The 26,910-nt window shown below is 54.4% G+C and carries 20 protein-coding genes; 11 read left to right on the top strand and 9 right to left on the bottom strand.

The genetic code is table 11. From position 1 onward, the window contains the following. Positions 1 to 5 precede the first annotated feature (5 nt). From AUP42_RS00900 to AUP42_RS00870, 7 genes are all read left to right on the top strand, one after another. Positions 6 to 899, top strand: a complete 894-nt coding sequence (locus tag AUP42_RS00900) for a LysR family transcriptional regulator (protein WP_062948474.1) — start codon at positions 6 to 8, stop codon at positions 897 to 899. 89 nt (positions 900 to 988) lie between these two features. Then, positions 989 to 1,840: a putative hydro-lyase gene (locus AUP42_RS00895; RefSeq protein ID WP_062948001.1), complete on the top strand. Its 852-nt coding sequence runs from the start codon at positions 989 to 991 to the stop codon at positions 1,838 to 1,840. 39 nt (positions 1,841 to 1,879) lie between these two features. After that, the gene (locus AUP42_RS00890) at positions 1,880 to 2,932 is read left to right on the top strand and encodes a TRAP transporter substrate-binding protein (RefSeq protein WP_062947999.1); all 1,053 of its coding nucleotides are present in this window, start codon (positions 1,880 to 1,882) and stop codon (positions 2,930 to 2,932) included. A gap of 30 nt (positions 2,933 to 2,962) precedes the next feature. Continuing rightward, positions 2,963 to 3,511, top strand: a complete 549-nt coding sequence (locus AUP42_RS00885) for a TRAP transporter small permease subunit (RefSeq protein WP_231858113.1) — start codon at positions 2,963 to 2,965, stop codon at positions 3,509 to 3,511. Further along, a complete protein-coding gene (locus AUP42_RS00880; protein WP_062947995.1) occupies positions 3,508 to 4,788 on the top strand; it encodes a TRAP transporter large permease in 1,281 nt (426 codons plus the stop codon). The genes AUP42_RS00885 and AUP42_RS00880 overlap by 4 nt, the downstream gene beginning before the upstream one ends. A 134-nt stretch (positions 4,789 to 4,922) precedes the next feature. Further along, entirely contained in the window at positions 4,923 to 5,606 is a 684-nt protein-coding gene (locus tag AUP42_RS00875) for a DUF2848 domain-containing protein (protein ID WP_062947993.1), read from the top strand. 52 nt (positions 5,607 to 5,658) lie between these two features. Then, positions 5,659 to 6,939 (top strand): amidase, encoded by a 1,281-nt coding sequence (locus AUP42_RS00870; protein WP_062947991.1) that lies wholly within the window; start codon positions 5,659 to 5,661, stop codon positions 6,937 to 6,939. 78 nt (positions 6,940 to 7,017) lie between these two features. Here the strand turns inward: AUP42_RS00870 and AUP42_RS00865 are convergent, their stop codons facing one another. From AUP42_RS00865 to trxB, 5 genes are all read right to left on the bottom strand, one after another. Beyond that, complete coding sequence (locus AUP42_RS00865; RefSeq protein WP_007089859.1) at positions 7,018 to 7,488, bottom strand: Dps family protein; 471 nt, start codon at positions 7,486 to 7,488, stop codon at positions 7,018 to 7,020. A gap of 121 nt (positions 7,489 to 7,609) precedes the next feature. Beyond that, the gene (locus AUP42_RS00860; RefSeq protein ID WP_082824634.1) at positions 7,610 to 9,697 is read right to left on the bottom strand and encodes an elongation factor G; all 2,088 of its coding nucleotides are present in this window, start codon (positions 9,695 to 9,697) and stop codon (positions 7,610 to 7,612) included. Between the two features lie 916 nt (positions 9,698 to 10,613). Continuing rightward, entirely contained in the window at positions 10,614 to 11,927 is a 1,314-nt protein-coding gene (locus AUP42_RS00855) for an adenylate/guanylate cyclase domain-containing protein (protein WP_062947989.1), read from the bottom strand. Positions 11,928 to 12,918: 991 nt separating this feature from the next. Next, positions 12,919 to 13,836 (bottom strand): LysR family transcriptional regulator, encoded by a 918-nt coding sequence (locus AUP42_RS00850; protein WP_062947986.1) that lies wholly within the window; start codon positions 13,834 to 13,836, stop codon positions 12,919 to 12,921. Between the two features lie 340 nt (positions 13,837 to 14,176). After that, on the bottom strand, positions 14,177 to 15,127 hold the full coding sequence (trxB, locus tag AUP42_RS00845; RefSeq protein WP_062947984.1) for a thioredoxin-disulfide reductase: 951 nt from the start codon (positions 15,125 to 15,127) through the stop codon (positions 14,177 to 14,179). Positions 15,128 to 15,436: 309 nt separating this feature from the next. Here trxB and AUP42_RS00835 point away from each other — a divergent pair, with 309 nt between their 5' ends. Continuing rightward, a complete protein-coding gene (locus AUP42_RS00835) occupies positions 15,437 to 15,922 on the top strand; it encodes an Lrp/AsnC family transcriptional regulator (RefSeq protein ID WP_007089852.1) in 486 nt (161 codons plus the stop codon). Positions 15,923 to 16,183: 261 nt separating this feature from the next. On the opposite strand, the gene AUP42_RS00830 is transcribed toward AUP42_RS00835, so the two are convergent. The 4 genes from AUP42_RS00830 to carA all read right to left on the bottom strand — a co-directional run bounded on the left by AUP42_RS00830 (position 16,184) and on the right by carA (position 21,824). After that, positions 16,184 to 16,660: a GNAT family N-acetyltransferase gene (locus AUP42_RS00830; RefSeq protein WP_062947980.1), complete on the bottom strand. Its 477-nt coding sequence runs from the start codon at positions 16,658 to 16,660 to the stop codon at positions 16,184 to 16,186. 86 nt (positions 16,661 to 16,746) lie between these two features. Further along, on the bottom strand, positions 16,747 to 17,220 hold the full coding sequence (greA, locus tag AUP42_RS00825) for a transcription elongation factor GreA (RefSeq protein ID WP_062947978.1): 474 nt from the start codon (positions 17,218 to 17,220) through the stop codon (positions 16,747 to 16,749). 104 nt (positions 17,221 to 17,324) lie between these two features. Continuing rightward, positions 17,325 to 20,567 (bottom strand): carbamoyl-phosphate synthase large subunit, encoded by a 3,243-nt coding sequence (gene carB / locus AUP42_RS00820; RefSeq protein WP_062947976.1) that lies wholly within the window; start codon positions 20,565 to 20,567, stop codon positions 17,325 to 17,327. Between the two features lie 90 nt (positions 20,568 to 20,657). After that, positions 20,658 to 21,824: a glutamine-hydrolyzing carbamoyl-phosphate synthase small subunit gene (carA, locus tag AUP42_RS00815; protein ID WP_062947974.1), complete on the bottom strand. Its 1,167-nt coding sequence runs from the start codon at positions 21,822 to 21,824 to the stop codon at positions 20,658 to 20,660. Positions 21,825 to 22,189: 365 nt separating this feature from the next. Between carA and AUP42_RS00810 the strand changes: the two genes are divergently transcribed. From AUP42_RS00810 to rpoD, 3 genes are all read left to right on the top strand, one after another. Further along, positions 22,190 to 22,645 (top strand): GatB/YqeY domain-containing protein, encoded by a 456-nt coding sequence (locus AUP42_RS00810; protein WP_062947972.1) that lies wholly within the window; start codon positions 22,190 to 22,192, stop codon positions 22,643 to 22,645. A 143-nt stretch (positions 22,646 to 22,788) separates the two neighbouring features. Beyond that, the gene (gene dnaG, locus AUP42_RS00805) at positions 22,789 to 24,678 is read left to right on the top strand and encodes a DNA primase (RefSeq protein WP_062947970.1); all 1,890 of its coding nucleotides are present in this window, start codon (positions 22,789 to 22,791) and stop codon (positions 24,676 to 24,678) included. 118 nt (positions 24,679 to 24,796) lie between these two features. Continuing rightward, the gene (gene rpoD, locus AUP42_RS00800; RefSeq protein WP_062947968.1) at positions 24,797 to 26,863 is read left to right on the top strand and encodes an RNA polymerase sigma factor RpoD; all 2,067 of its coding nucleotides are present in this window, start codon (positions 24,797 to 24,799) and stop codon (positions 26,861 to 26,863) included. Positions 26,864 to 26,910 lie beyond the last annotated feature (47 nt).

Below are 26,910 nucleotides of genomic sequence, written 5' to 3'. Positions count from 1 at the left end.
AAAACGTGTTTGAATTCAAGGATATCGAGATTTTACAGGACATCGTGAAGGCAGGCGGCTTTCGGGCCGCAGCCCAGAAATACGATCTGTCCCAGTCGGCAATTTCGTCGCGGGTTTCCGCACTTGAGAAAAAGCTGGGTATCATGCTGTTTGATCGATCCAACCGGCAGGTGCGTTTGACGGCGGCTGGTCTTCGGTTTCTTGAAGAGGCGCAGCGTTTATCGCGTGCACGCGACCGTATCTGGCAGGAATTGACCCATCCGGGGGAGCTGAGTGGCACGGTTCGTATTGGTGTTGCTGAAACCATCGTTCATACGATCCTGACCGATATGTTGAACAAGCTGAAAGACGATTACCCAAAGGTGCGTTTCGAATTGTCGGTAGATACATCCGGCCAACTGGCAATGACCATGGCTGATGATGCGCTTGACGTTGCGATCATGTTGCGGGAATCGGTGCCGCAAGGGGCAGTGGCGGCCGCCCTTAAGCCAGTTCAACTGGGCTGGTATTGCACCGGATCGATGGAGTTGCCCGATCATCCGATGTCGCTGGCGGAGCTTGCCGAGCATGCAATTGTCACCTTCCCGAAGGGAACACCCCCGTTTCGCGAGGTCGAAAGCATCTTTTCCGCGCCCGATATTTCGCCGCCGGCATTACATGGATCGGCATCACTTTCGACCGTAAAACATCTTGTCGGTGGAGGTTTCGGGATCGGTGTTCTGCCATCCCTGATGGTCACAAATTCCGTTTGGGATGAACATATTAAGGCAATCCCGGTGCAGGAAGAAGCCCGGCTGACCGACCTTCATTTTGTGATCAGTTATTACCCGGAACGCAATCACGAAATAGGCGAGGCGGTGATTGAGGCGGCCAGATTGTTCGATCAAATTGATCGTTAAAATAGATCATAAATTGACTAAAATGATTTCTTGACAAGATCGGTCGAGTTTCTCAAGCTTGTTGCGAGGCTGAGAACAGGACCGAATAAATGAACGCGACAAAAAGCGCATCTTGTTCCCCGACGACCGTTTCGGAATCTGTATCGACGATATCGCCGCTGGCTTTGCGCCGCGCAATCCGTTCCGGAAAACATCGGGGCACCACCACCGGCTATGCATCCGGGTATCTGCAGGGGAATCTTGCCATTCTCCCGGCAAGCTATGCCGACGAGTTCCTTAAATTTTGTGCCAAAAACCCGAAATCATGTCCGTTGATCGGCATGTCCGAACCGGGTTCGCCGTATATTCCGGAACTTGGCGCCGATCTTGACATCCGCACCGATCTGCCGGGCTATCGTGTGTTTCGTGGCACGACTGATTTTGACAGTGTTTCCGATCTGAACGCCATCTGGCGCGATGATCTGGTGACCTTTGTTCTCGGTTGTTCATTTTCGTTCGAGGCGGCGATTACCCGCAGTGGTGTGCCGCTGCGTCATATGGACGCCAATCGGAACGTTCCGATGTATGTGACCAATATTGCGACCACCCCGGCTGGGCGTTTCCATGGCCCGCTGGTGGTTTCGATGCGGTCCTTCAAACCATCCGATGCCATTCGTGCCATTTTGTATTCCGATCGTTATCGCCTGGCGCATGGCGCGCCGGTTCATATTGGCGATCCGGCCAGCATTGGCATTACCGATCTCATGAAGCCGGACTTCGGCGACGAACCTGTCGTGGACGAGGGGGATATCCCGGTTTTCTGGGCCTGTGGCGTTACGCCGCAAATGGCGATCCGCAATGTTTTGCCGGACCTTGCCATCACGCATGAACCCGGTCTGATGCTGGTGACGGATGTCCTGGCAGAAGCCGCGGAATTTTCACTGCAGACAAAGACCGCCTGAAATCACAAATAAAACCTAGCTATCAGAGAGGACCATCTCATGAAAAAGACAGTATCATCGTTACTTGCCGTTTCTGCCCTTGGTGCGGGCATGATGGCAACCCCTGCCTTTGCCGAAGACCTTTCGGTTGTCGGCAGCTGGAGCAGCCTGCCGCTGAACAAGCAGTTTGAAACACCGTTCTGGACCGAAGAACTGCCCGCCGCATCAAACGGAGACATCAATGTCCAGATGACCACGCATGACCAGATGGGTATCGGTGGCGGTGACGTTTTCCGTATTCTGAATGATGGCGTTTTCGATGTTGGCATGACGGTTGCCGATTATGCGGTTGGCGATGCCCCGGAACTTGAAGGCCTTGATGTACCGCTGGTTGCCAACACCGCGGAAGAAGCAAAGGCGATGGTTGAAGCCGCCCGCCCGATGGTCGAGGATATTTTCAAGGAACGCTTCAATTCCAAGGTTCTTGCAATTGCGCCATACCCGCCGCAGGTCGTTTTCTGCAAAGGTGATGTGACCTCGCTTGAAGACCTTAAAGGTAAAAAGGTTCGTGGTTCGGGTCGCATGACCACCAAGTTCCTTGAGGCGCTGGGTGCCAACGGCGTCAATGTTGCGTTTTCCGAAGTACCGGGCGCGCTTGAACGTGGTGTGATTGATTGTGCCGTTACCGGTGCCGGTTCGGGATACAGTGCGGGTTGGTGGGAAGTTTCCGACCACCTGATGACCATTCCGCTTGGCGGCTGGGATCCGGTTGTAACGGCGATGAATTTTGACAAGTGGAATAGCCTGTCGCCGGAAATGCAGAAACTGATTACCGACGAAGTCAATTCCAAGTTCGAAGCCCCGGCCTGGGCCGCAGCCGCAGGTGCGCTTGAAGCCGATATCGCGTGTCTGACCGGTAATGGAACCTGCCCGGCAGGGAACCCGGCGAATATGACCCTGGTTGAGGCATCTGATGCCGATCTTGCCAAGGCCAAGGAAATCCTGACCACTGTTGTTTTGCCGGAATGGGCCGAACGCGCCGGTGCGGACTGGGTTAAACGCTGGAACGATACAGTTGGCAAAACTGTCGGTGTTGCCGTACCTCTGAGCTAAGCAGAAAACCAGCCGGAGGAGGCCGCAACCGTGACTACCTCATTGATTGCGGCCATCCGCCGCATTAACCGCATGATCGCGCTGCTTGTCGGACTTGTTCTGACAGGCTGCGTGATCCTGATCATCGCAGATATTCTTTTGCGTGAAGTCGGCATTTCCTTTGGGGGGGCTGATGAAATATCGGGCTATGTGATGGCCGGCGTTGCCAGTTGGGGCATGTCCTATGCCCTGACGGAACTGGCGCATGTCCGTATTGACCTTATCCGTTTGCGTCTGCGCCAGCGCGGCAAGGCGATGCTTGATCTTCTTGCGATCATCGCCCTTGCCGCAACGTCGATTGTTATTGCCGTGCAAAGCTGGCCGGTTCTGCAAAAGACGATTGAACGCGGATCACGCGCCAATACTCCACTTGAAACACCATTATGGATACCGCAATCAATCTGGCTCTCCGGCTGGATATGGTTTGCCGTGTGCTCAAGTGTTCTGGTCATCCTGACATTGTCGCTTCTGGTCAAGCGTAACCTTGAGCAGGCCGATGCGCTGGTGGGTGCCCGCTCCGAACTGGAGTTGGAAGCATGATCTTTACCGTTACCGCATCGCTTCTGGGGCTTTTGGCCCTGTCCATTCCAGTCGGGATTGTTCTGTTCCTGCTGGGGTTTGGGGTTGATCAGCTGTTTTCGCCGTTCCCGCTTTTGCGCGGACTGGGGCAGGTGGTCTGGTCATCGTCGAATTCATCGACCCTGATCGCCATTCCGTTCTTTGTGCTGCTGGGGGAAATTTTGGTGCGCGGGGGCATTGCCGAACGCACCTATGAAGCCCTTGATAAATGGTTTTCATGGCTTCCGGGCGGGTTGATTCACGCCAATATCGGCACGGCAACGATGTTTTCGGCAACGTCGGGGTCGTCTGTTGCGACGGCGGCGACGGTGGCAACCGTTGCCATGCCGCAAGCCGAAAAGCTTGGATATGATCCCAAACTGTTTTCCGGTGCGATTGCCGCGGGCGGGACGCTTGGCATCATGATCCCGCCATCTATCAACCTGATCGTCTATGGCTTCCTGACCGAAACATCAATCCCGCGTCTTTTCCTGGCCGGATTGATCCCGGGGCTTCTGATGGCGGTGGCCTTCATGATGGTTACGGCGATCCTGTGCAAGATCAAGCCAACCCTTGGCGGTACAAGCCGTTCATTCACCTGGTCGGAACGCATCGGCAGCCTGAAGCATCTTTTGCCGATTTTGGTTCTGTTCCTTGTAGTGATCGGGTCGATCTATGCCGGTTGGGCAACCCCGACAGAATCGGCTGCCGTCGGGGTGGCAATTGCGATGCTGATTGCGGCATTCAATCGCGGTGTTTCGCGCGAAATGATGGAAAGATGCCTGTATGGCACGGTCCGGATCACCGCGATGATCATGCTGGTGATTATCGGTGCCTATTTCCTGAACTTTACCCTGACCGCCGCAGGCATGGGACGGGAACTTAAAGACCTTCTGACCGGTTTGAACCTGTCACCGATGGGCACATTGATGGTCGTGATCCTGCTTTACATCGTGCTTGGTTTCTTCATTGAAACCCTGTCGCTGATGGTGGCAACCATTCCGATCATTGTGCCGATCATGACCGGCATGGGGTTTGACAAGGTATGGTTTGGCATTCTTTTGATTGTTCTTATCGAGATGGCCCTGATCACTCCGCCTGTCGGACTTAACCTTTACGTCGTGCAGGGCGCACGCAAATCGGGCCGATTGTCCGAAGTGATGCTGGGCACCATCCCGTTTGTTCTGGTGATGCTTGCCATGATCGCCCTGCTTGTCGCGATGCCATCCGTCGCCCTGTTCCTGCCCGACATCCTTTGATCCGGTCGGGATAAACACGCGCGACAACACGCATCATGACTTGATCTTTTGTGCCTTCGGGGCGGACCGGGAAACCGGTCCGCAACCGCCCAATGCGCGCAAAATTCGTAAAAATTAGAATTGGGATAGAGCAAATGCAGATGAATTTTACCCTTGATGGCAATGAAGTCAGCTTTGAAATCGATCATTGCACGGTTGCCGGATGGACCGGCCGCGATGCCAAAGCGATCCAGCATCACATTGACGAACTGGCCGCCATCGGGGTCAAGCCACCATCGACCGTGCCGCTTTATTACCGCACATCGTTTGGCATGCTGACCCAGTCCCCGCTGATTGAGGTGGTTGGCAAAGGCACCTCAGGCGAGGTCGAGCCGCTGGTGATTTCAAAGGACGGTGTTTTGTATCTTGGACTGGCATCCGATCATACCGACCGGGAACTTGAAGCCCATTCGGTTGCACTGTCAAAGCAGATTTGTGCCAAGCCGGTTGCTGATGCGATCTGGAAATTTGACGATGTTGCCGATCATCTGGAACAGATCGAACTGAAATCCTGGATCCGTGAAGACGACAGTGATGAATGGGTTCCCTATCAGGAAGGCACGATTGCATCGATCCGTCCGCTTTCCGATCTGATCGAAGGGGCGGGGCTTAAGGCGGCAGGTGCCAATGGTAAGGCGGCTGCGATGCTGTGCGGAACTTTTGGTGCGAAGGGCGGGGTGCGTCCGGCACGTTCGTTTAAAATGACAATGCATGATCCGGTGCGGGGGCTGAGCATTACACACAGCTATGACATTGTTGAACTGCCTGAAATCGCCTAGGCTCGGTTTCAGAAAATTTCCATAACAATCAGAACGTGACGGAGGCAGCCCGATGGGCGCGATCATCGACAAGGCTAAGGCAGCGATTGATAAGGTAGATCAACTGGGTGATTTGGCAGCCAGGATTTTCACCGAGTTTGACCGCGACCGCATTTTGCGTGATGCCGACGCGGCCGAGGAACGCGTGGCGCAATCGGCAACGGCCCTGCCGTTGGCCGGTATGCTGGTTTCGGTAAAGGACCTTTATGACGAGGCCGGTGTTACCACCACGGCCGCATCAAAATTGTTGCAGGGGCGTCCGGCAGCAACGCGGGATTGCGAAGTCATCGCGCGCATCAAGGCCGCCGGTGCGGTGCCGTTTGGTCGTACAGCACTTAGCGAATTTGCCTATTCCGGTGTTGGGCTTAACCCGCATTACGGTACGCCGGGCAATGTGTTTGACCCCGAAGGCATTCCGGGCGGCTCGACATCGGGCGGTGCATTGACGGTTGCACTTGGTCTGGCCGATATCGCACTTGGCACCGATACCGGAGGATCGGTTCGCATTCCGTCGGCGATCAACGGGCTTTATGGCTATAAGCCCAGTCGTTTGTGGATGTCGGGCGAAGGCATTCATCCGTTGGCCAAAAGTTTTGACACGGCGGGGCCGCTTGCCGGTGATCTGCAAACCGCGATTACCGCGTTTGAAGTCATGGCGGGCAAAACCGTTCCGGCCCAGGATGGCAAACCCGCCCCGATCAAAATCGGTGTTCCGGCCCATGCCTTTGTGAATGACCTTGATGACCGGGTGCGGGAGGATTTTGATGCGGTTTGCAAAAAGCTGACTGACGCTGGCCATCAGTTGACCGAGATTGATCTGGGCTTTTTGGCCGAAAATGCGGTGATCAATAAAATCCTTGTCGCGGCAGAAGCGCACAAAATCTATTCACAGGATTTCAAGGCGCTTGAAACCTGTGGCGATCCGCGTGTGCTTAACCGGATGCGTTTTGCTGATACCCTCAGTGCGGCAGACCTGATTGATGCCTATGCCAAGCGAACCGACGTGATTGCGATGTTCAGTTCGGCCATGGCGGATGTCGATGTGATGATTTCACCGACATTGCCAATGATGGCACCCAAGATCGCCGAAGTCGAAGCCGACTTTGACCGTTTGAATGCGATGATGTTGCGCAACACATCCTATCTGAACCTTTCGGATGCCTGCGCCATTTCAATCCCGGTTCCGGCTGGTGAGGGCGTTGCCCCGGGGGCATTGATGATTGCGGCACCGCACGGGCACGACTTTGCCGTCCTGCATGCGGCGCGCCGGATTGATCCTTTGCTGCGTGGATAGTGTTCGGTTGGCTTCACCGGATATGAAAAAGGCCCGGATGGATTTCCGGGCCTTTGTTTTGAACACGACGTTCTCGTCTTAGCTTTCCAGCAGGGAGCGCAACATCCATGCGGTTTTTTCGTGGACCTGAATGCGTGCGGTCAGGAGGTCGGCGGTGGCGTCATCGTCTGACGAGTCACAGATCGGATAAAGCGAACGCGCGGTCTTGATCACGGTTTCATGGCCTTCGACCAGTTGTGTGATCATGTCCTTGGCGGCAGGCACACCGGTTTCTTCCGGGATCGACGAGAGTTTGGCATAAGCCGAAAAACTGCCCGGGGCAAACGCGCCCAGCGAACGAATACGTTCGGCAACTTCGTCAATCGCCATGGCCAGTTCGGTATATTGTTCTTCGAACATGGTGTGCAGCGTCTGGAACATCGGCCCGGTCACGTTCCAATGGAAGTTATGGGTTTTGAGATACAGCGCATAAGAATCTGCCAGAACGCGGCCAAGGCCGTCGGCGATCGCAGTGCGGTTGGTTTCATTGATTCCGATATCAATCTGCATGTTTTCACTCCGGTAAAAGGGGCACATGCCCGAAGGTTAGCTCTTTGTTTGCACAGAGTATCAACGATTGGAAAACTTTACGCCAATCAATAGTTTAATGATTAGCGATAGATCAATTCTATTACTTTCTATGTGGTTTTTGTCGCGCAGTTACGATCATGTCGGCCTGCTTGCCCGCAAGTTCCTGCATGTGCGAGAAACTCCGCGTGAAAAAGCCCGTTCCCTGTGTCAGTGATCGTAGCTCCATCACCATATCGCCGGTTTCGGATGCGGGCATTTGGACATCAATTTCGTCCCATCCCTGCCAGCCATCCTTGGCACTGAAACCAAGGATCTGACCGCGCCGGGTGCTTACCAGCCGCTGGGCCTTGGATGTGAATTCCGACGGGATCGAAATCGCGTATCTTTCGATGGGTTCAAGCAGAACCGACTGCCCTTCCTTAAGCGCATCGGCGATGGCAATGCGACCGGCCATCTGAAATGCCTGATCGGAACTGTCAACCGCGTGATAGGACCCGTCAACCAGTTCGACCGCGATATCAACCACCGGAAAACCAAGCGGTCCGGAACGCATGGCATCGCGCACCCCCTTTTCGACAGCGGGGATATATTGCCGGGGAATGGCACCGCCGACGATCCGTTCATTGAATGAAAAACCTTCGCCGCGTCCAAGGGGTTTCAGTTCGATCTGGGCATCGCCAAATTGCCCATGTCCGCCAGTCTGCTTTTTATAGCGACCCCGCGCCTGTGCCGGCTTGCGCACGGTTTCCTGATAGGCGGTTTCAACCGGTCTGGTTTCGATTTCAAGGTGATAGCGGGTGCGAAGCTGGGCCAGTGCGACCTGAAGGTGAATATCGCCATGGCCCCGCAATACAAGTTGCCCCGTATCGTCGCTATGAACGAACGACAGAGATCTGTCCTGTTCGCACAGATGGCGCAATGCTTCGGTCAGTTTGACGTCATCACCGGGCTTGGTAACTTCCAGTCCGGTTTCATAAAGCGGGGGCAGGGGATCTGGCCAAAGACTATCCATCTCGCCATCGGCTGTGCACAGCGAACCGGTGCGCAGATGATCAATTCGCGGCAGGCCGACGATACTGCCAAATGTACCGATATCGAGCTTTTCGTGCTTGTCGCCAAATACCTGACACATGCCTGCGATCTTGTCGCGACCAAGTGTGTCGCCGTTCTTTACCTGCCCCGAAAGGACCCGCCCATAACAAAACCGCCCCGCATGGGGCAGATGAACGGTTTTGAAAATCTGGACAGCCGTAACCTCGCCTTGCGGTTCAACGCCCAGACGATGAGCGCTCACATCGGCATTCGGCGCTTCGTGACGCAATGCCTTTAACAATCGAATGATGCCGTGGTCATGTTCGGCTGACCCGAAGAACACCGGAACGATCAAATCCTTGGCCAGATCACGTTCAAGATTGTCATAGATCGTTTCTCTTGCCGGTGTCTGATCTTCAAGGATTTGTTCAAGAAGATTGTCGTCAAAATCGGCAAGTGCTTCGAGCAATCCATCCCGGACCTCGGCTTCGCGTTCTTTGGCGTTGGCGGGCAGAGTGATCAGTTTTGAAGGTTGTCCTTCCAGATATTGATAGGCCCGTTCGGAAACGACATCGACGAAACCGGTTATCGTATCGTCCGGCCCCTTGCCGTCGCGGATCGGAATTTCACGGAGCACAAGCGGACGCTCCGAGATTGATTGCAGCGCATCAAGGCTATCGCGCAGGCGAATGCCGCTATGATCGGTTTTATTGATGAAAATCAGATGCGGAATACGGTTGCGATCCAGAAATTTCAGGATCGGTGCGGCGATCATGGCGCGTGTCGGGTCGGGTTCTACAACCACGATGGCAACATCGCATATCATCGCGGCTTCACGGGAATCCTGTGCAAAATCAACCGAGCCGGGGCAATCGATAAAATGCCATTCCTCGTCAAGATACCGGGTTTGGGCAACCGTCATTTCGGTGCTCATTTGCCGTTCGCGTGCCTCGGCTGTTGCATCGCCGATTGTCGTGCCATCACGAACGGACCCCTTGCGATGTACTCGACCTGTCGCGGCAAGAAGGCTTTCAAACAGGCTGGTCTTGCCACTGGAATAGGGGCCGATTAACGCGGCACATCGCGGAACGTGACGGGGGCTAGCGAGGGGATTTGTGGTGTCTGCTTTGTCTTTTGGGTCTTTGGACGGGGGCATGGACATCTCCTTGATGCATCATGGGACGCATGGGGCCGGCCCGCGCATGGAGATCTGTATTATCCCGCCTAAATAAGCGGTTTGCCAATTCCATGTGCTTTCTGCAAATGATGCAGCCGGTCAGGACGTTGCGCGCGCCCGGTTTTTCCGGGTCTGTGTGGTGCGGGTGTCCGGTCTGCGTTGGCACAGAAGGCAACAGGGTACGGGTGCCGGAAGGGAATGCAATTGCATGCGTCATTCCGGATTGGCGTGTTTCTGCCAATGCGGAGCCGGACAATCTTCAGGATAGATCATTATTGGCAATATCGCTATCAAGGGTTTGCGGGTTCATATGCCCCTTTTTGACCATAATTCGCCCTCAAATGGCCCTATGCGACCTGTTTTCCTGCCCTATTCAGAAGGCAGATTAGGCATTGTCAGTCGAGGCAACGGCCAGAACCTTCTGTCCCCCCTCAAACGTCTTCTGGCCCGTTCTTTCATCTTCCCCCGAAGAAAGAACAATCCCAGGCCCCGGCTGATCGGTCTCCCCAAGACCATGAAGACCCCGAAAATGGGGCGGGTAAATCCCGCCCCTTCTTTTTTCCCCAATCGGGAACGGCTTTTCGCGGTTACAGTTCCAAACTTTATTTCGCCCCAATTTGCCCCTGAATGGTCATTACCGGCCGGTTTTTACGCCCCAATTCAAGGGCATATTCACAATTGTCAGATGCGGAAACGCCGGTGAAGCGCCCCTCCCTCGCTACTCACCGGGACCTTTAAAATCACTGTCCCCCGCAGTGATCTGCACCCCAAGGTCAAGGCACCGTATCTGACCGGTCTCCCCAAGACCATCTGTCCCCAAAAAGCGTGGGGCGGGCAAATCGCCCGCCGCGCGCTTTTTCTTTGTGGGGATGGCAAAGGCGATAAGCTCATCTGCCTAGAGGCTGAAGATCGGCGTTGGCGTTTCACGCCCGCGCACGGTGACCTCGCCGCGTGCCTGCCATGCGAACTCTTCCTGGCAGGACTTCACCGTATCCTCGGTTGCAAGGATGTAGCTTCCATATTGTTTGTTAAGCTGTTCAAGTCGGGCGGCGATATTGACGTTGTCGCCATGGACGGTGAAGGTCAGCTGGCTTTCCGAGCCAATCGCACCAATCACGATATCCCCGGTATTGATGCCGCATCGGGTTCTAAGCTTTCCACCATGACAGAACGTGGTGTCGGCACAGAGCCGTGTGATATCAATTGCAGTGCGGACGGCGTTCAGCGCGTGATCGGGATCAGGTTTGACGGCGTTGAAGGTAATCAGCATGGCATCCCCCTGAAACTGGGTGATGACGCCGCCGTGTTTGTTGATCACGTTGCTGGTTGCTGCGAAATATTCATTGAGCATTGCGGCAAGTTCCTGCGGGCTCAGCTTTTCGGAAACGCCAGAAAACCCTTCGATATCGGTGAACATGATGGTGGCTTTGGCGGCTTCGCCGTCGCCGGGTTTGATTTGCTGGTTTGCGTGGGTAATGCGGGCCGCGACCTCGGGCGAGATAAAGCGCGACAGCTCGCTTGCCGCGATTTCATCGGTGACGGCGCGGGTAAAGGATCGTTGTGCGCGTGAAACCGCAATCGCCAGCACGGCTGATACCAGAACAATGGCAATGATCTTGTCGATCTCGGCCCCGATCAGGATCGAATTGGATGTCAGATAGGTCACATAATCCCGTGTGACCATGCTCTCGCCCCGTTCGCTCCAGATTACATAAAAGACCAGTATCAGCCAGCCAATCGCCGCCGTTGCCCCGGCCAGCAAAATATAACGCGGATCAAACCGCAGGGTGCGCAACGAGATGAAGATGAACACATAGATCATGGTCGGCGCTTTGAGATAGAAGCTTGCCGGTTGCATATACTGGAGATGGAAGCTCCAGATCAGGACCATCAGCAAACCAATATCGGCAATGACTGACAGCGTCAGGAACCAATTCGACAGGCTGCCGCGATAGGACAGCGCCAGCCGGATAAAGGTAAACAGGAAATACAGCCCCAAAGCCCATGGCACCGGATGAATTCCGGTATTCATGAATGTTTTGGGCGACACGGTGTAAAGGGTCGCAAAGATCGTCACCAGCAGCAGCTGCACCCAGCCGATCAGTTTTTCGCTGTCCTGCTGCTGACGGGCAATCGCATCGCGCACACGGTCCGGCAGACGATCCTGTGCCGGTTTGCCAAACAGGAATTGGCCAATATTGCTTTTCATGATTTCAACCCTGATCGTCAGACGTCATTGCACGCAGATGCCATACTGCGCGGTTTATCTGTGACTGCCAAGCCGGGACCGATCACAGTTGTGCCTGCTAGAGGAAGGGGTTTCATCAAAGCAAAAAAAAGCCGGGCAACAAATGTGCCCGGCAAGTTTATCAGGGAGGCTTCACGTCTGGGAGACGTAGGACCCTTCTCAGGGCCCTGGGTATGCCGGGCAGGGCGCCCGACAAAGACCGAAAATTCGGTCAGGGAGAAAACTCTGTACCGCGATGCAGTTATTCACCGCTGCGGTTCGAAGAGGAAGATAGCGTTTTTGACGGGAAACACCACTGTCAAATTGCTCATTCAGCCATGCGTAAATTGCATAAATCTTGGGCTACGAAAATTCAGACATTAAACATCTGAAATAACTACAATATTTATGGATTCTAATGCGCTTGTTCCCAATCTTTTGATCAATTCGCTGCCACTTAATTGTGCGAATGCGAAAAAAATGCCGGTAGCTAGGGGGAGCTACCGGCAAGATCAACAGGGAGGCTTTAACGTCTGGGAGACGTGGAATCCAGGGAAGATTCCATACCGAATAACGTTTCGGCAGACGGATCATGCGGAGATCAGGGAAAGATGAAAGCGCTCTTCGCTTTCGCGGTCGCTAACAACTTCTGATGTGAATATACGCATATGATCTTACGCTTAAAAATAGAATAACAACAATCCAACCATGCGCTGAGCGCATGGCGAAAAAATGTCAGTAATTTGAAGCTATTATGACTGCGTTTTCCTGGAGAAGCTGATTTTGCGTGCTGATGAACTGGTTCAAAAGGTCATTATCGGTGACAGTTCGCGTCAGGGTTTTGTGTTGAAGACCCGCTATTACAGTTTCTCGTATGAACTAGGGGTTGTCTTTTTGCGTGCTGGTACACCAAAAAAAGCCCCGCAGCCGATTTCGGTGCGGGGCTTTCGGATTCTATCGCTTGTCGTTTGCGTTAATCGGTCGCGGCGGCGGCATTCATTTTGGCTTTGACCTTACTGATTTCCTCGATCAGGAAATCGCGGAAGACGGCAATGCGTTTGGAATGACGCAGTTCTTCAGGATAAACGAAATAGGCGTCGAAACTTGGCCCTTCGAGTTCCGGCAGAATGCGGACCAGATTGCTGTCAGTCGGCAGCAGGTAATCGGGCAGGGCCGAAATACCAAGCCCGGACTCGGTCGCACGGAAGATGCCATAGATATTGTTCAGTTTCAGGATCGGCCGCATATCCGGTTTGAACTGTTGGGCGACGGCCATCATCCAGTTGACGTTCGAGACCGGTGGGCGCGCATCCGCACCGTAAATGATCAGACGATGATCTTTGAGGTCTTCGGGCTTTTTCGGAATGCCGAACTGCTTGATATACTCAGGCGACGCAAAGACATGATAGCGCAATGTCATCAATTGGCGCTGAACGAGATCAGCCTGACGCGGTGGCTGCATGCGGATAGCAACATCGGCCTCGCGCATGGCAAGATCGAGTTCCTCGTCATTGAGCACCAGCGACAGCTCAATTTCCGGATAGCGTTCAAGGAATTCGTTGATACGCGGGGTCAGCCAGGTTGATCCGAAGGCAACCGTGGTGGTTACTTTTAACGGACCGCTGGGGCGTTCCTTGGATTCGCGAATGCGGGCTTCGGCCATGGAAAGTTTGGCAAACACATCATGGGCCGTGCGATACAGAAGTTCGCCTTGCTCGGTCAGGATCAGGCCGCGTGCATGGCGGTGGAATAGCGGCACCTTGACGCTTTCTTCAAGTGCGCTGATCTGTCGGCTCACCGCCGACTGGCTCAGATTGAGATTTTCCCCCGCGTGTGTGAAGCTTCCAGCTTCCGCAACAGCGTGAAAAACACGCAGCTTGTCCCAGTCCATAGACCTGCTCCTAATGTCACTGTCGCGCCATTGCCGCGCCAGTCCCCTGATACTTCTTTATCTTCTTCTTAGAAGCATTTGGTTTCCACACTATTAAGCCGCATGTGAAATTGCTTCCAAACTGATATCATTAAATCAATATGAGGCCTTTGGCGCGATCTGCAAGCAACCAATTACGAAAGTGGTGATTTCGTTCACGCCGGATTCATAAATGAACTCAGGGGATTGCCGAAAATTGGCACGTTCGCCGTTTCTGAATGCAGTCATATTTCCGGGCCGTAGGTACAAAAAAGGGGCACCATTGGCGCCCCTTTGTCATATCCGGTAAGGATGACTGTGCTTATTCGTTGTGCTCGGCAATGAACTTTTCAGCTTCGAGTGCCGCCATGCAGCCCATGCCCGCCGCAGTAACTGCCTGACGGTAAATCTTGTCGGTCACATCACCAGCGGCAAAGACACCGTGAACGTTGGTTGTGGTGCTACCCGGTTTGACGAGGATGTAATTTTCATCATCCATGTCGATTTGCCCCTTGAACACGGCGGTTGCCGGATCATGACCGATCGCGACAAAGAAGCCATCGGCGGTGATGTCGGAAAGATCGCCGGTTTTGACATTGCGCACGCGAACGGCTTCAACACCATCCATCGGGCCGTCGCCACCCAGGATATCGTCAATGACGCTATCCCAGACGACGTCGATCTTTTCATGCTTCAGCAGGCGATCCTGCAGCATTTTTTCCGCGCGCAGTTCGTCGCGACGATGCACGAGTGTCACCTTCGAGCAGATCCCGGCAAGATAAAGGGCTTCTTCAACAGCGGTATTGCCACCACCAACAACCACGACCGGTTTGTTGCGATAGAAGAAACCGTCGCAGGTGGCGCATGCAGAGACACCACGACCGTTGAATTTTTCTTCGCCCGGAAGGCCAAGCCACCGGGCCTGTGCACCGGTTGAAATGATCACGCTTTCTGCGACATAGATATCACCCGAATCGCCTTTGCAGACAAAGGGGCGTTTGGAAAAATCGACTTCGGTGATCAGGTCATGAACCATTCTGGTTCCGACATGCTCGGCCTGTGCCTTCATCTGATCCATCAGCCACGGGCCCTGGATGACGTTGGCAAAGCCGGGATAGTTTTCGACATCTGTCGTGATCGTCAACTGCCCACCCGGCTGCAGGCCCATAACCATCATGGGTTCCAGATTGGCGCGTGCAGCATAAATCGCCGCTGTGTAACCGGCCGGGCCGGATCCGATGATGAGGACTTTGGTGTTATGTTCCTGGGCCATGTGCTTTGCATATTGTGGTCAGTGAAAAACAGGTTCCGAACATATGGGGTGATATGGCATTGCGCAACCGCCTCGCACGATGTTTTGCAAGGTTTTCGGAACAGTTCCTGATCGGGTATTTTACTCCGCCATCGCGACTGGCGGAAAATGGCGGTTTGCAACGTTTTGATACAAAATTGTGCAATGCATTTGTGCGCATTACAAAAGGGCAGATTGCATTCTGCCGCCGAATATATTATTGCCAGCGTACTGGCCCCCTGTAATATTGTTTCGTCCGGGGTAAGTTCAGCGCACAGAATCGAGGGATAAATGCAACGGGTCAAACTCGACAAGATCGACCGCAGAATTCTGCGCGATCTCCAGGAAGATGGCCGCATGACCAATGTGGAACTTGCACGCCGTGCAGGTATTTCTGCGCCACCCTGTCTGCGTCGTGTCCGTGCGCTTGAAGAAGCCGGTTTCATTCAGGGCTATCATGCCGACGTTGATGCACAGGCGCTGGGTTACAATGTAACCGTGTTTGCGCTGGTCGGTCTTGCAAGTCAGGCAGAACATGATCTGCGCGCCTTCGAGGGCCGTGCTGCGGCATGGCCGGAAGTTCGCGAATGTCACATGGTTGCAGGTGAAATGGATTTCCTTTTGAAAATCGTTTCGCACAGCTGGGACGAATATCAGAAGTTTCTGACGACCGAGCTGACCGTTGCGGAAAACGTCAATCATGTGAAATCGGCACTTTCGATTCGTACCGCTAAAAATCAGCCCGGAGTTCCCATCGATATTGAAGCTGAAGACTGACGTGCGTTGCCACGCCAAACTTTGAAAACCGGCACCCTTTGGTCGCCGGTTTTTTGTTTTTTGAATGTACCAATTGCTGATCCGATAATCGAAGCGGGACCGGTCAATTCAACCGGTCCCGCTTCGAGACGCCCGTTATCCCCCCGGCCGGGCGTCGCACCCTGTTGATGTTCTCGATCTTTCCAGAACGATCATTTCAGAATGATGCCGAAAAAATATTATGAATTCAATTCTTTGTCACGTGCTTGATGATCAGTGGTTTTATTGGCCAAGGTTCTCTAACTCATCCCCATCAATTTCATACTGCAGGGCCCCGGAGTTACGTGCGCCTAGCCGTTCGTAAAACCGGCAGGCGGCCTCGTTGCGATGCAGGACGGACCACCACATCGAAACATAGCCGTGATCCAAGGCGTATTTGCCAAGTGCCTTCATCAGTTTGTTTCCGACCTTTTCCGAACGCATATCGGGTGCAACGTAAAGCTCGGTCATCCACAACCCGATCTTCGAGTAATCCGGGTTATAGAACGGTTGAAAGATCGTCTGTCCGACAGCGCGATCTCCGTTCCATGCGATCAGACTTTTGATCAGTGCCTTGGGCCCGAACATCATTTTATGGATGCTTTCGGTCGTGTGGGGCGGATTGTCGTAATCAAGTTCGACATGCAGGGCATTTGACATGTCGGCGACATGGATGCTGTCTTCCGGACGGGCCTTTGAAATGATGATATCAGATGTCATGGCAGATACTTGTGCAGAGTATTTGGGTCAAAAAAAACGGCCCGATATTTATCGGGCCGTACTTTCGCAAGATAGTGTATCGAGTATCAGGCGAACTTGACCGTAAGGATCTCGTAGCTCTTTGTACCACCGGGAACGGTGACTTCTACGGATTCACCAACAGCCTTGCCGATCAGCGCCCGGCCAATCGGAGACGTGGTCGAAATACGGCCGGAATTGATATCAGCCTCGATCGGACCGACAACCTGATAGGTGGTTTCCTCGTCGGTGTCTTCGTCAACAAGATGCACGGTCGCACCGAATTTGACGACCGATCCGGCCAGCGATTTAACATCAATGACTTCGGAGCGGCTAAGAACATCTTCCAGTTCGGCAATTCGACCTTCGCAGAAGCTCTGTCGTTCACGCGCAGCATGGTATTCGGCGTTTTCCGAGAGATCGCCATGCTCGCGCGCTTCCGAGATCGCCTTGATGATTTCAAGGCGTTCGACGGATTTGCGGTGCTTCAGCTCTTCTTCGAGGCGCTGATGCCCTTGCGGGGTCATAGGTACTTTTTCCATCGCGCTCACAGCCTATTCTTATTAGCGATCGATACTACAAAATCGACCGCCCGGCAGATACCGCCGGGCGGTCTAAACTCGTTGAACGGGTTCGAAAAGGAACCTCAGTATTCATCCCCAAGATATTCCTGAACGGGCCGCACTGCAAGTGCTCCGCGTTTCAGGTTGTCGATGGCACGCAGGGTAGCGCGGGCACCGGCAATCGTGGTGTAGTACGGAATATCGTTGCTGAGTGCAGTCCGCCGGATCGAGAAACTGTCGACCACGGCCTGTTTGCTCTCGGTGGTATTGAATACCAGGTTGATATCGCCGTTCTTCATCATGTCCACGATATGGGGACGTCCTTCCTGTACCTTATTGACCGGGGTAACGTCCAGCCCTTCTTTTTCAAGAGCTTCGGCAGTGCCATGCGTCGCAACAATCACAAAGCCGAGATCGATCGCGTCGCGTGCGAGTTGAACAGCAGCCGGTTTGTCATAGTTTTTGACTGACATGAAAATCTTGCCAGATTGCGGCAGATCGTGACCCGCCGCCATCTGCGCTTTGGCAAAGGCGCGACCGAAATCGGTATCAAGGCCCATAACTTCGCCGGTTGAGCGCATTTCTGGGCCAAGCAGGGTGTCGACACCCGGGAAGCGGTTGAACGGAAGCACCGCTTCCTTGACCGCAATATGCTTGAACGGACCTTCGTTGATCTTGAAGTCCGAAAGCTTTTCGCCTGCCATGATGCGCGCGCCGATTTTTGCAATCGGGTTGCCGGTGGCCTTGGCAACAAACGGAACAGTACGCGAGGCACGCGGGTTGACTTCGATCAGATAGATCACATCCCCCTTGATCGCGAACTGCACGTTCATCAGGCCAACAACATCAAGTGCCTTGGCCAGTTGCACGGTCTGAGCCTTCAGGCGATCAATCATATCCTGACCGAGCGAATAGGGCGGCAGTGAGCATGCACTATCCCCGGAATGGATCCCGGCTTCCTCGATATGCTGCATGATGCCGGCCACAAAGACATTTTCGCCGTCCGAAACCGCATCGGCATCAATTTCGATTGCATCCTGAAGGAAGCTGTCGATCAGAACCGGGCTTTTGCCCGAAACCTGAACGGCTTCGGTCATGTAGCGCAGCAGGTCTTCGGTGGTGTGAACGATTTCCATCGCACGGCCGCCAAGCACGTAGCTTGGGCGGATTACGATCGGGTAACCGATGCTTTCGGCGATTTTAACAGCTTCGTCAACCGAACGCGCAATGCCGTTGGCGGGCTGTTTCAGGCCCAGCTTGTGGATCAGTTCCTGGAAACGGTCGCGGTCTTCGGCAAGGTCGATACTGTCCGGGCTGGTACCAAGGATCGGAATGCCTGCTTTTTCAAGGGCAGCGGACAGTTTAAGCGGGGTCTGGCCGCCATACTGAACGATCACGCCAAGAAGTTCGCCCTTGCTTTGTTCAAGCTGGCAAAGTTCGATGACGTCTTCGGCGGTCAGCGGTTCGAAATACAGGCGGTCCGAAGTGTCATAGTCCGTTGAAACCGTTTCCGGGTTGCAGTTGACCATGATGGCTTCGATGCCGACTTCGCGAAGTGCGTAAGCCGCGTGCACACAGCAGTAATCAAATTCGATACCCTGACCGATCCGGTTCGGTCCACCGCCAAGAATAATGACTTTCTTGCGATCGGTGACTTCGGCTTCGTTTTCCGGTTCAAAGAAACCGTCGCCTTCGTAAAGCGAATACATGTAGGACGTGCGCGACGGGAATTCGGCCGCACAGGTATCGATGCGTTTGTAAACCGGGCGAAGGTTCATAGCCTGGCGGGTTTCGCGCACGGCGTCTTCTTCGATACCGGCCAGTTCCGCCAGACGCGCATCCGAGAAACCGAGTTTCTTGAGACGCAGCAATTCCTGCTTGTCTTTCGGGATGCCGTTTGCGCGGACCTGCTCTTCTTCGGCGACCAGCATTTCGATCTGGCGCAGATACCACGGATCAAACTTGGTGGCTTGCTGGATTTCCGACAGGGACAGGCCGTGACGGAATGCCTGTGCCGCATAAAGAATGCGGAACGGCATCGGCTGTGTCAGTTTCGCACGGATCGCGGCCTTGTCCGGTGCACCTTCGATTTTAACTTCGTTCAGACCAGTCAGGCCGGTTTCCATCGACCGCAGGCCTTTCTGAAGGCTTTCGGCAAATGAACCGCCAATCGACATGGCTTCGCCAACCGACTTCATCGCAGTCCCCAGAAGCGCCTGCGCACCCGGGAACTTTTCAAAGGTGAAGCGCGGAATTTTGGTGACGACATAATCGATGGTCGGCTCGAACGAAGCCGGCGTCACGCCGGTAATGTCGTTATCAAGTTCGTCAAGTGTGTAACCAACTGCCAGCTTGGCCGCGATTTTGGCAATCGGGAAGCCGGTCGCCTTGGATGCCAGCGCAGACGAACGCGACACGCGTGGGTTCATTTCAATGACTATCAAGCGGCCATCATCCGGGTTAACCGCGAACTGCACGTTCGAGCCGCCGGTATCCACACCGATTTCGCGCAGGACCGCCAGGGAGGCGTCGCGCATAATCTGGTATTCCTTGTCCGTCAGGGTCAGGGCCGGAGCGACGGTGATCGAATCCCCGGTATGAATGCCCATCGGGTCGACGTTTTCGATCGAACAGATGATAATGCAGTTATCCGCGTTATCGCGGACGACTTCCATCTCGTATTCTTTCCAGCCGAGAATGGATTCTTCGACCAGAACCGTGTGGGTCGGCGAAATCGCAAGACCATTACGCACGATCTGTTCAAATTCTTCGCGGTTATAGGCAATACCACCGCCTTCACCGCCAAGGGTGAAGCTTGGCCGGATGATGGCCGGAAGGCCGGTTGTTTCAAGCGCGACAACGGCTTCTTCAAAGGTGCGGACCATCGCGGAACGCGCGCTTTCAAGACCGATCTTGTCCATCGCTTCACGGAAAAGCTGACGGTCTTCGGCTTTTTCGATCACGTGCTTTTTCGCACCGATCATTTCAACGCCATATTTATCCAGCGTGCCATCATCATAAAGTGCCAGTGCGGTATTCAGCGCTGTCTGACCACCCATGGTCGGCAGCAGGGCATCCGGGCGTTCCTTTTCGATGATCTTGGCGACCATTTCAGGCGTGATCGGCTCGATATAGGTTGCATCGGCCAGGTTCGGATCGGTCATGATCGTCGCCGGGTTCGAGTTGACCAGAATGACGCGATAGCCTTCTTCTTTCAGGGCCTTGCAGGCCTGTGCACCGGAATAGTCGAACTCGCAGGCCTGACCAATGACAATCGGGCCGGCACCGATGATAAGGATGGATTTGATATCTGTACGTTTCGGCATGTCTTTTTCCGCTTTTGGCGTGGCGGGCGCGATTGCTGCACCGCCCGAAATTAAGTCCGTTAATCGCTTGTCGCTGATGTCGTCGCGCTATCAGGCTTTCGCGTCTTCGATCAGGCCAACGAAACGTTTGAACAGGTAATGGCTATCATGCGGCCCCGGGGATGCTTCGGGGTGGTACTGAACCGCAAAGACCGGTTTGTCTTTCAGGCGAAGCCCGGCAAGGGATCCGTCAAACAGCGAGAAATGCGTTGCTTCGACATTGTCGGGCAGGCTGTCCTTGTCGACGACAAAGCCGTGGTTCTGGCTGGTGATTTCCACGACACCGGTTGTGGTGTCCTTTACCGGATGGTTCGCGCCGCGATGACCGACATCCATCTTTTTGGTTTTCGCACCAAGGGCGAGCGCCATCATCTGATGACCAAGGCAGATACCGAAAACCGGTTTGCCGCTGGCGATCAGTTTTTTGATGGTCGGAACCGCATATTCGCCGGTCGCCGCCGGATCGCCAGGGCCGTTCGAAAGGAAGACCCCATCCGGGTTCATCGCAAGGATTTCTTCGGCGGACGTCGTTGCCGGAACAACCGATACCTTGCATTCAAGCGCGGCAAGATTACGCAGAATGTTGCGTTTCACACCGTAATCGATGGCAACAACATGGTGTTTGGCATTGCCAAGTTCGCCATAACCGCCTTCGCGGGTCCAAAGGGTCTGATCCCAGTCATACCCTTCGGTGCAGCTATTGTCCTTGGCAAGGTCCATGCCCTCCAGGCCCGGCCATTCATTGGCCTTGGCGATCAGGGCATCGATATCGAACTTGCCATCCGGGTTGTGGCAGATCACGCCGTTCGGAGCGCCTTCGCTACGAATGCGTTTGGTCAGGCGGCGGGTATCAATACCGGCAATGCCGATCCGGCCATGCTTTTCCAGCCAGTCATTGAAATGACCCTGTGCGCGATAGTTTGACGGCTCGGTAATGTCCTGGCGCAGGATGCAGCCAAGGGCGACGGGGATTTCGTTTTCGATATCCTCGTCATTGGTGCCGACATTGCCGATATGGGGGAAAGTAAAGGTGATCATCTGCCCGGCATAGGACGGGTCGGTCATGATTTCCTGGTAGCCCGTGATCGAGGTGTTGAAGCAGACTTCACCAACCACCTCTCCTCGGGCGCCGACGCCTCGTCCCCAGTAAACAGAACCATCAGCAAGTACCAGAACGGCAGAAGCTCCAGGAGGCGGGGTGTGCGTGGGCGCTGACATTGGCGAATGTCCTTTCGATCTTTCCACGGTGAGACACGGAGTCTTTATATATAATAATTACGAGCAGGCCGAGAAAAACGGCCAAATTCCCCTGCATATCGGGCATGCGGACATGACAAGGTATCCCCAGCATGAACGACCGTAACGTCAAAAGACGTCGGTACAATATGCTGAAAGCGGGTTAAAACCTCATCCCGGCAGGCAAATTGGCGGATGTCTACGGGAGTCGTGTCGCCCTGTCAAGGATGCATCCAAACTTTTATTTTTCTTTTAAAATCAATAAGTTGAGTGGAAAGGTTTTCTTTGCCTAGATGGCGCTTTTGGGGTATGTTCGCTCCTTTCTTCCACAGAATCAGAGATAAGCCATGCTGCGATCGCAGCTTACAGACGCTTTGAAAAAGGCCGTCCTCGAAAAGGATGCCGTATCCGTGACCACCGTGCGCCTCATTCTGGCGGCACTCAAGGAACGCGATATTGCAGCACGCGGCGAGGGGAATACGGATGGTATTTCCGACGAGGAAATCCTGACCCTGCTGCAGGCGATGGTTAAACAGCGTCGCGAAAGCATCGAAATGTACACCAAGGGCAATCGCCCCGAACTTGCGGCACAGGAAGCCGCCGAGATCGGCGTGATTGAACGGTTCCTGCCCAAACAGATGTCCGATGAAGAAATCGAGGCGGCTGTCAAAGGCGTGGTTACCGACCTTGGCGCAACCTGCCTTAAGGATATGGGCCGGACGATGGCGGCCCTTCGCGAAAAATATGCCAGTTGCATGGATTTCGGCAAAGCCGGCGGTGTTGCGAAAAAACTTCTCGGCTGATTTCGAGAATAGCTATTTTTTATGGAAGCCGGGCGTGTAAAATCGTCCGGCTTTCGTCGTCCCTAAGCCCGGATTCCAGAATGGAATCAATAAAAGGGTAAAACGGGACTTGGTATCAACATGATCACGGGATCGGGACAATCATGAGCTTTCCCCAGTCGTTTCTTGACGATCTGCGGGCGCGCGTCGGACTGGCAGATATTGTCGGTACGTCGGTGAAGCTGATTAAACGCGGCCGGGAATATTCCGGCCTGTGCCCGTTCCATTCCGAAAAATCCCCGTCTTTCACGGTCAACGAGCAGAAGGGCTTTTATCACTGTTTTGGCTGTGGCGCGCATGGCGACGTGATCAGTTTTGTGATGAATACCCGCGGGCTGACCTTTGTCGAGGCGGTCGAGGTACTGGCCAATCAGGTCGGCATGGATGTGCCCAAGCCATCCCGTGAAGCCCAGGAACGTGAAAAAAAGGCCAAGACACTTTACGAAGTGATGGAAGCGGCCTGCGTATTTTATGAACGCGTGCTTCATATGCCCGAAGGTCGCGAAGGGCTTGAATATTTTCGTCGTCGTGGTCTTGACGATAAAACGATTGCCGAATTCCGACTGGGCTTTGCACCCGATAATCGTGGTGCGCTGAAGGCCGCGCTCAAACGCGAGGAATTTGACGAGCCGCTGATGATTGAAGCCGGGCTTCTGATCGAGCCCGAAGATCAGGGCCGTCAGACCTATGACCGGTTCCGTGGTCGCGTGATGTTTCCGATCCTTGATCGAAGGGGCAGGGTTGTTGCCTTTGGCGGGCGTGTCATGGGCGATACCAAGCCAAAGTATCTGAATAGTCCTGATACACCTTTGTTTCATAAGGGCCAGCTTCTTTATGGCTTGCCACAGGCACGTGAAGCCAGCCAGCAGGATGCACCGATCATCGTGACCGAGGGTTACATGGATGTGATCGCCCTGCATCGGGCCGGTTTTCGCGGGGCAGTGGCCCCGTTGGGGACAGCGGTGACCGAAGAGCAGATCGGCGAGCTTTGGAAAATGACCAACGAGCCGATCCTGTGTCTTGACGGTGATGCGGCGGGCAAGCGCGCGGCGGTGCGTGCCGCCGAGCGTGCCCTTCCCATCTTGCGTCCGGGGAAATCATTGCTGTTTTCGATCCTGCCAGAGGGCGAAGACCCCGATAGTCTGATGGCGGGTGCAAACGGATTTGCCAGTTTTCGCAAGATACTCGATAGCGCCGTGCCGCTGGCGGAACTGGTATGGCGCATGGAAGTTGGTGGGCGGGCAACGGACACACCAGAACGCCGTGCCGCCCTTGAGGCCGACATTCAGAAACGCATTTCGGCAATCGGTGATGACGCGGTCAGATCGCAATATCAGTCGATGTTCCGCGATCGTATCTGGCAATTATTCAAGGGTGATCGCGCAAAAGGCGGGGGATCACGGCCTGCGCCAGGCGGCGGATACCAGAACAAAAAATTCAGCCGGGGTGGCAAAGGCGGAAAAAAAGACTATTTCTGGGAACCGGCAGGTAAAGCCGTTCCGGGGATGTCGCGTCCACCCATGCAAAAACGTCGTGTCGTGCAGGACTGTATTTTGCTGGTAACGTTGATAAACCATCCCCACCTGCATGAGGATGTTGGCGAGCGGCTTGGAATCTACACTTGTGCAGACTCCGACCTTGACAATCTTCGTCGTGCCGTCTTAAAGCTGCTTGACGGTGATCCCGGACTTGATTCCGAAACAATCAAGGCCCATTTGGAGCGCGACGGGCTGTCAGAGACAGTATTGCGGGTGGTTGGTGCGGACATTTTGGCGCACGCCGCTTTCGCCAGGCCCGAAACGCCGCTCGAACGGGCTCGTGCGGGTTGGGAACAGGTTTTTTCCATGGCTGTAAGCTCCCTGGAGGACGAAGAGGCAAAATACGCCGTCCGACAGTTGGCAGCAGATATCAGCGAGGAAGAATGGGAAAGATTTTCGCATAGACGCGACGATCTGGCCCGGCGCCGGGAAAAAGTGTTTAAGCTCGACGACTGATCGATGCATGCGGTTTGTATGCGGGATCGGCGTTCGGGCTATTTGTGATTTGCGCTGATGAAAACAGTGCGTGGGACAACAACGGTACGAACTGTACCCAGCGGGAAACGGGGAATAGATGTCGTCTAAGACTTCGAACGCTGAAGAGAAAAAGAACTCTTCTGAAACCGCAGACGGACCTCTTCTCGATACATATAAAGCGGCCATCAAGAAGCTCATTGCCAAGGGCAAGGAGAAGGGCCACATCTCGGTCGATGAACTGAATGCTGCCTTGCCGTCGGAGCATTTTTCCTCCGAGCAGATCGAAGACGTGATGAGCAATCTCAACGAGATGGGCATCAATGTTATCGATGGCGAGGATGGTGACGACTCGGACGACGATGACGAGAAAGACTCGGATCCGAGCGGCAATATTTCCGAAGATGATGTTGGCCGTACCGATGACCCGGTCCGGATGTATCTGCGTGAGATGGGCAGCGTCGAGCTGCTGTCACGCGAGGGCGAAATCGCCATTGCCAAGCGTATCGAGGCTGGCCGTGACATGATGATTGGCGGGATTTGCGAATCCCCGCTGACCATTCGCGCGATCGTCAACTGGCATGATCAGCTTCAGGCTGGCAACCTTCTGCTTCGCGATGTGATCGATCTGGAAACCACCTATGGCGGTGGCCCGGATGCGGAAATCGCAGCCGAAGAAGGTGAAGAAGCCGACGCCGAAGGCGATGATTTCGAGGCAGCCGCCGTCGAAACCGATGCCGACGAAGACGAAGAAGCCGAAACCGAAACGCCAGAGCCGACCGGTGCGCCTGCCAGCGACGAGGAAGAAGAGGACGACGAAGAGTCGGACGATGATTCCGAAGGCGAAGAAGGCGAGGGTGATGGCGACGACGAGGACGATGACGAGAACGAGCAGGTCAACGTTTCACTTTCCAAAATGGAAGAGGAACTGACCGAGCAGGTTCTCGAGAAGTTCGAGCTGATCGCGAAAACCTACGAAAAACTGCACAAGGCACAGGAACAGCGCCTTGTTGCAATGAACAAGGGCGAAACCGTTCCGGCTGCGACCGAAAAGCGGTATGCCAAGCTGAAAGGCGAGATGGTTGACCTGATGGAAGATGTTCACCTGAACAACTTCCGGATCGAGGAACTGCTTGATCACCTGACAGGCCTGAACAACCGTTTGCTCGGCCTTGAAGGCAAGCTTCTGCGTTTTGCCGACCGTTGCAAGATTAAACGCCCCGATTTCGTCAAACAGTATCAGGGCCATGAACTCGACCCGAACTGGATGGAGCGCGTTGGCGAACTGCCGGGCAAGGGCTGGAAGGCTTTCATCGAACGCTACCCGGATGAAATCGCCCAGCTGCGTGAACAGGTTGGCGGTGTTTCCGCCGAAGTCGGCTTGCCGATCGGTGAATTCCGTCGTGTTTACGGCGTCGTTAACAAGGGCGAACGTGAAGCGGCGCGTGCGAAAAAGGAAATGATCGAGGCCAACCTGCGTCTCGTGATTTCGATTGCCAAAAAATATACCAACCGCGGCCTTCAGTTCCTTGATCTTATTCAGGAAGGCAATATCGGCCTGATGAAGGCGGTGGACAAGTTTGAATACCGCCGTGGTTACAAATTCTCGACCTATGCGACTTGGTGGATCCGTCAGGCGATTACGCGTTCCATCGCCGATCAGGCCCGTACGATCCGTATTCCGGTTCACATGATCGAAACCATCAACAAGCTGGTCCGTACCTCGCGCCAGATGTTGCATGAAATTGGTCGCGAACCGACCCCGGAAGAGCTGGCAGAAAAACTGCAGATGCCGCTTGAAAAGGTTCGCAAGGTTCTGAAAATCGCCAAGGAACCGATCTCTCTCGAAACCCCGATCGGGGACGAGGAAGACAGCCATCTTGGCGATTTCATCGAAGACAAGAACGCCGTTCAGCCGCTTGATGCTGCGATCCAGGCCAACCTGCGTGAAACCACGACACGGGTTCTGGCATCGCTCACCCCGCGTGAAGAACGTGTTCTGCGTATGCGTTTCGGGATCGGCATGAACACCGACCATACCCTCGAAGAGGTTGGCCAGCAGTTCTCCGTGACCCGCGAACGTATCCGTCAGATCGAGGCAAAGGCGCTTCGCAAGCTCAAGCATCCGTCGCGCTCGCGCAAATTGCGTTCGTTCCTCGATTATTAAAAAATCTTGCGACGTTCGGGCTTGACCTTGGCCCGAAAATCGCTAGT

Source organism: Thalassospira lucentensis, assembly GCF_001613805.1.
GTDB classification, from domain to species: domain Bacteria; phylum Pseudomonadota; class Alphaproteobacteria; order Rhodospirillales; family Thalassospiraceae; genus Thalassospira; species Thalassospira lucentensis_A.
The sequence above is the reverse complement of the archived record's forward strand: the minus strand, read 5'-3'. Positions and strand labels throughout refer to the sequence as shown.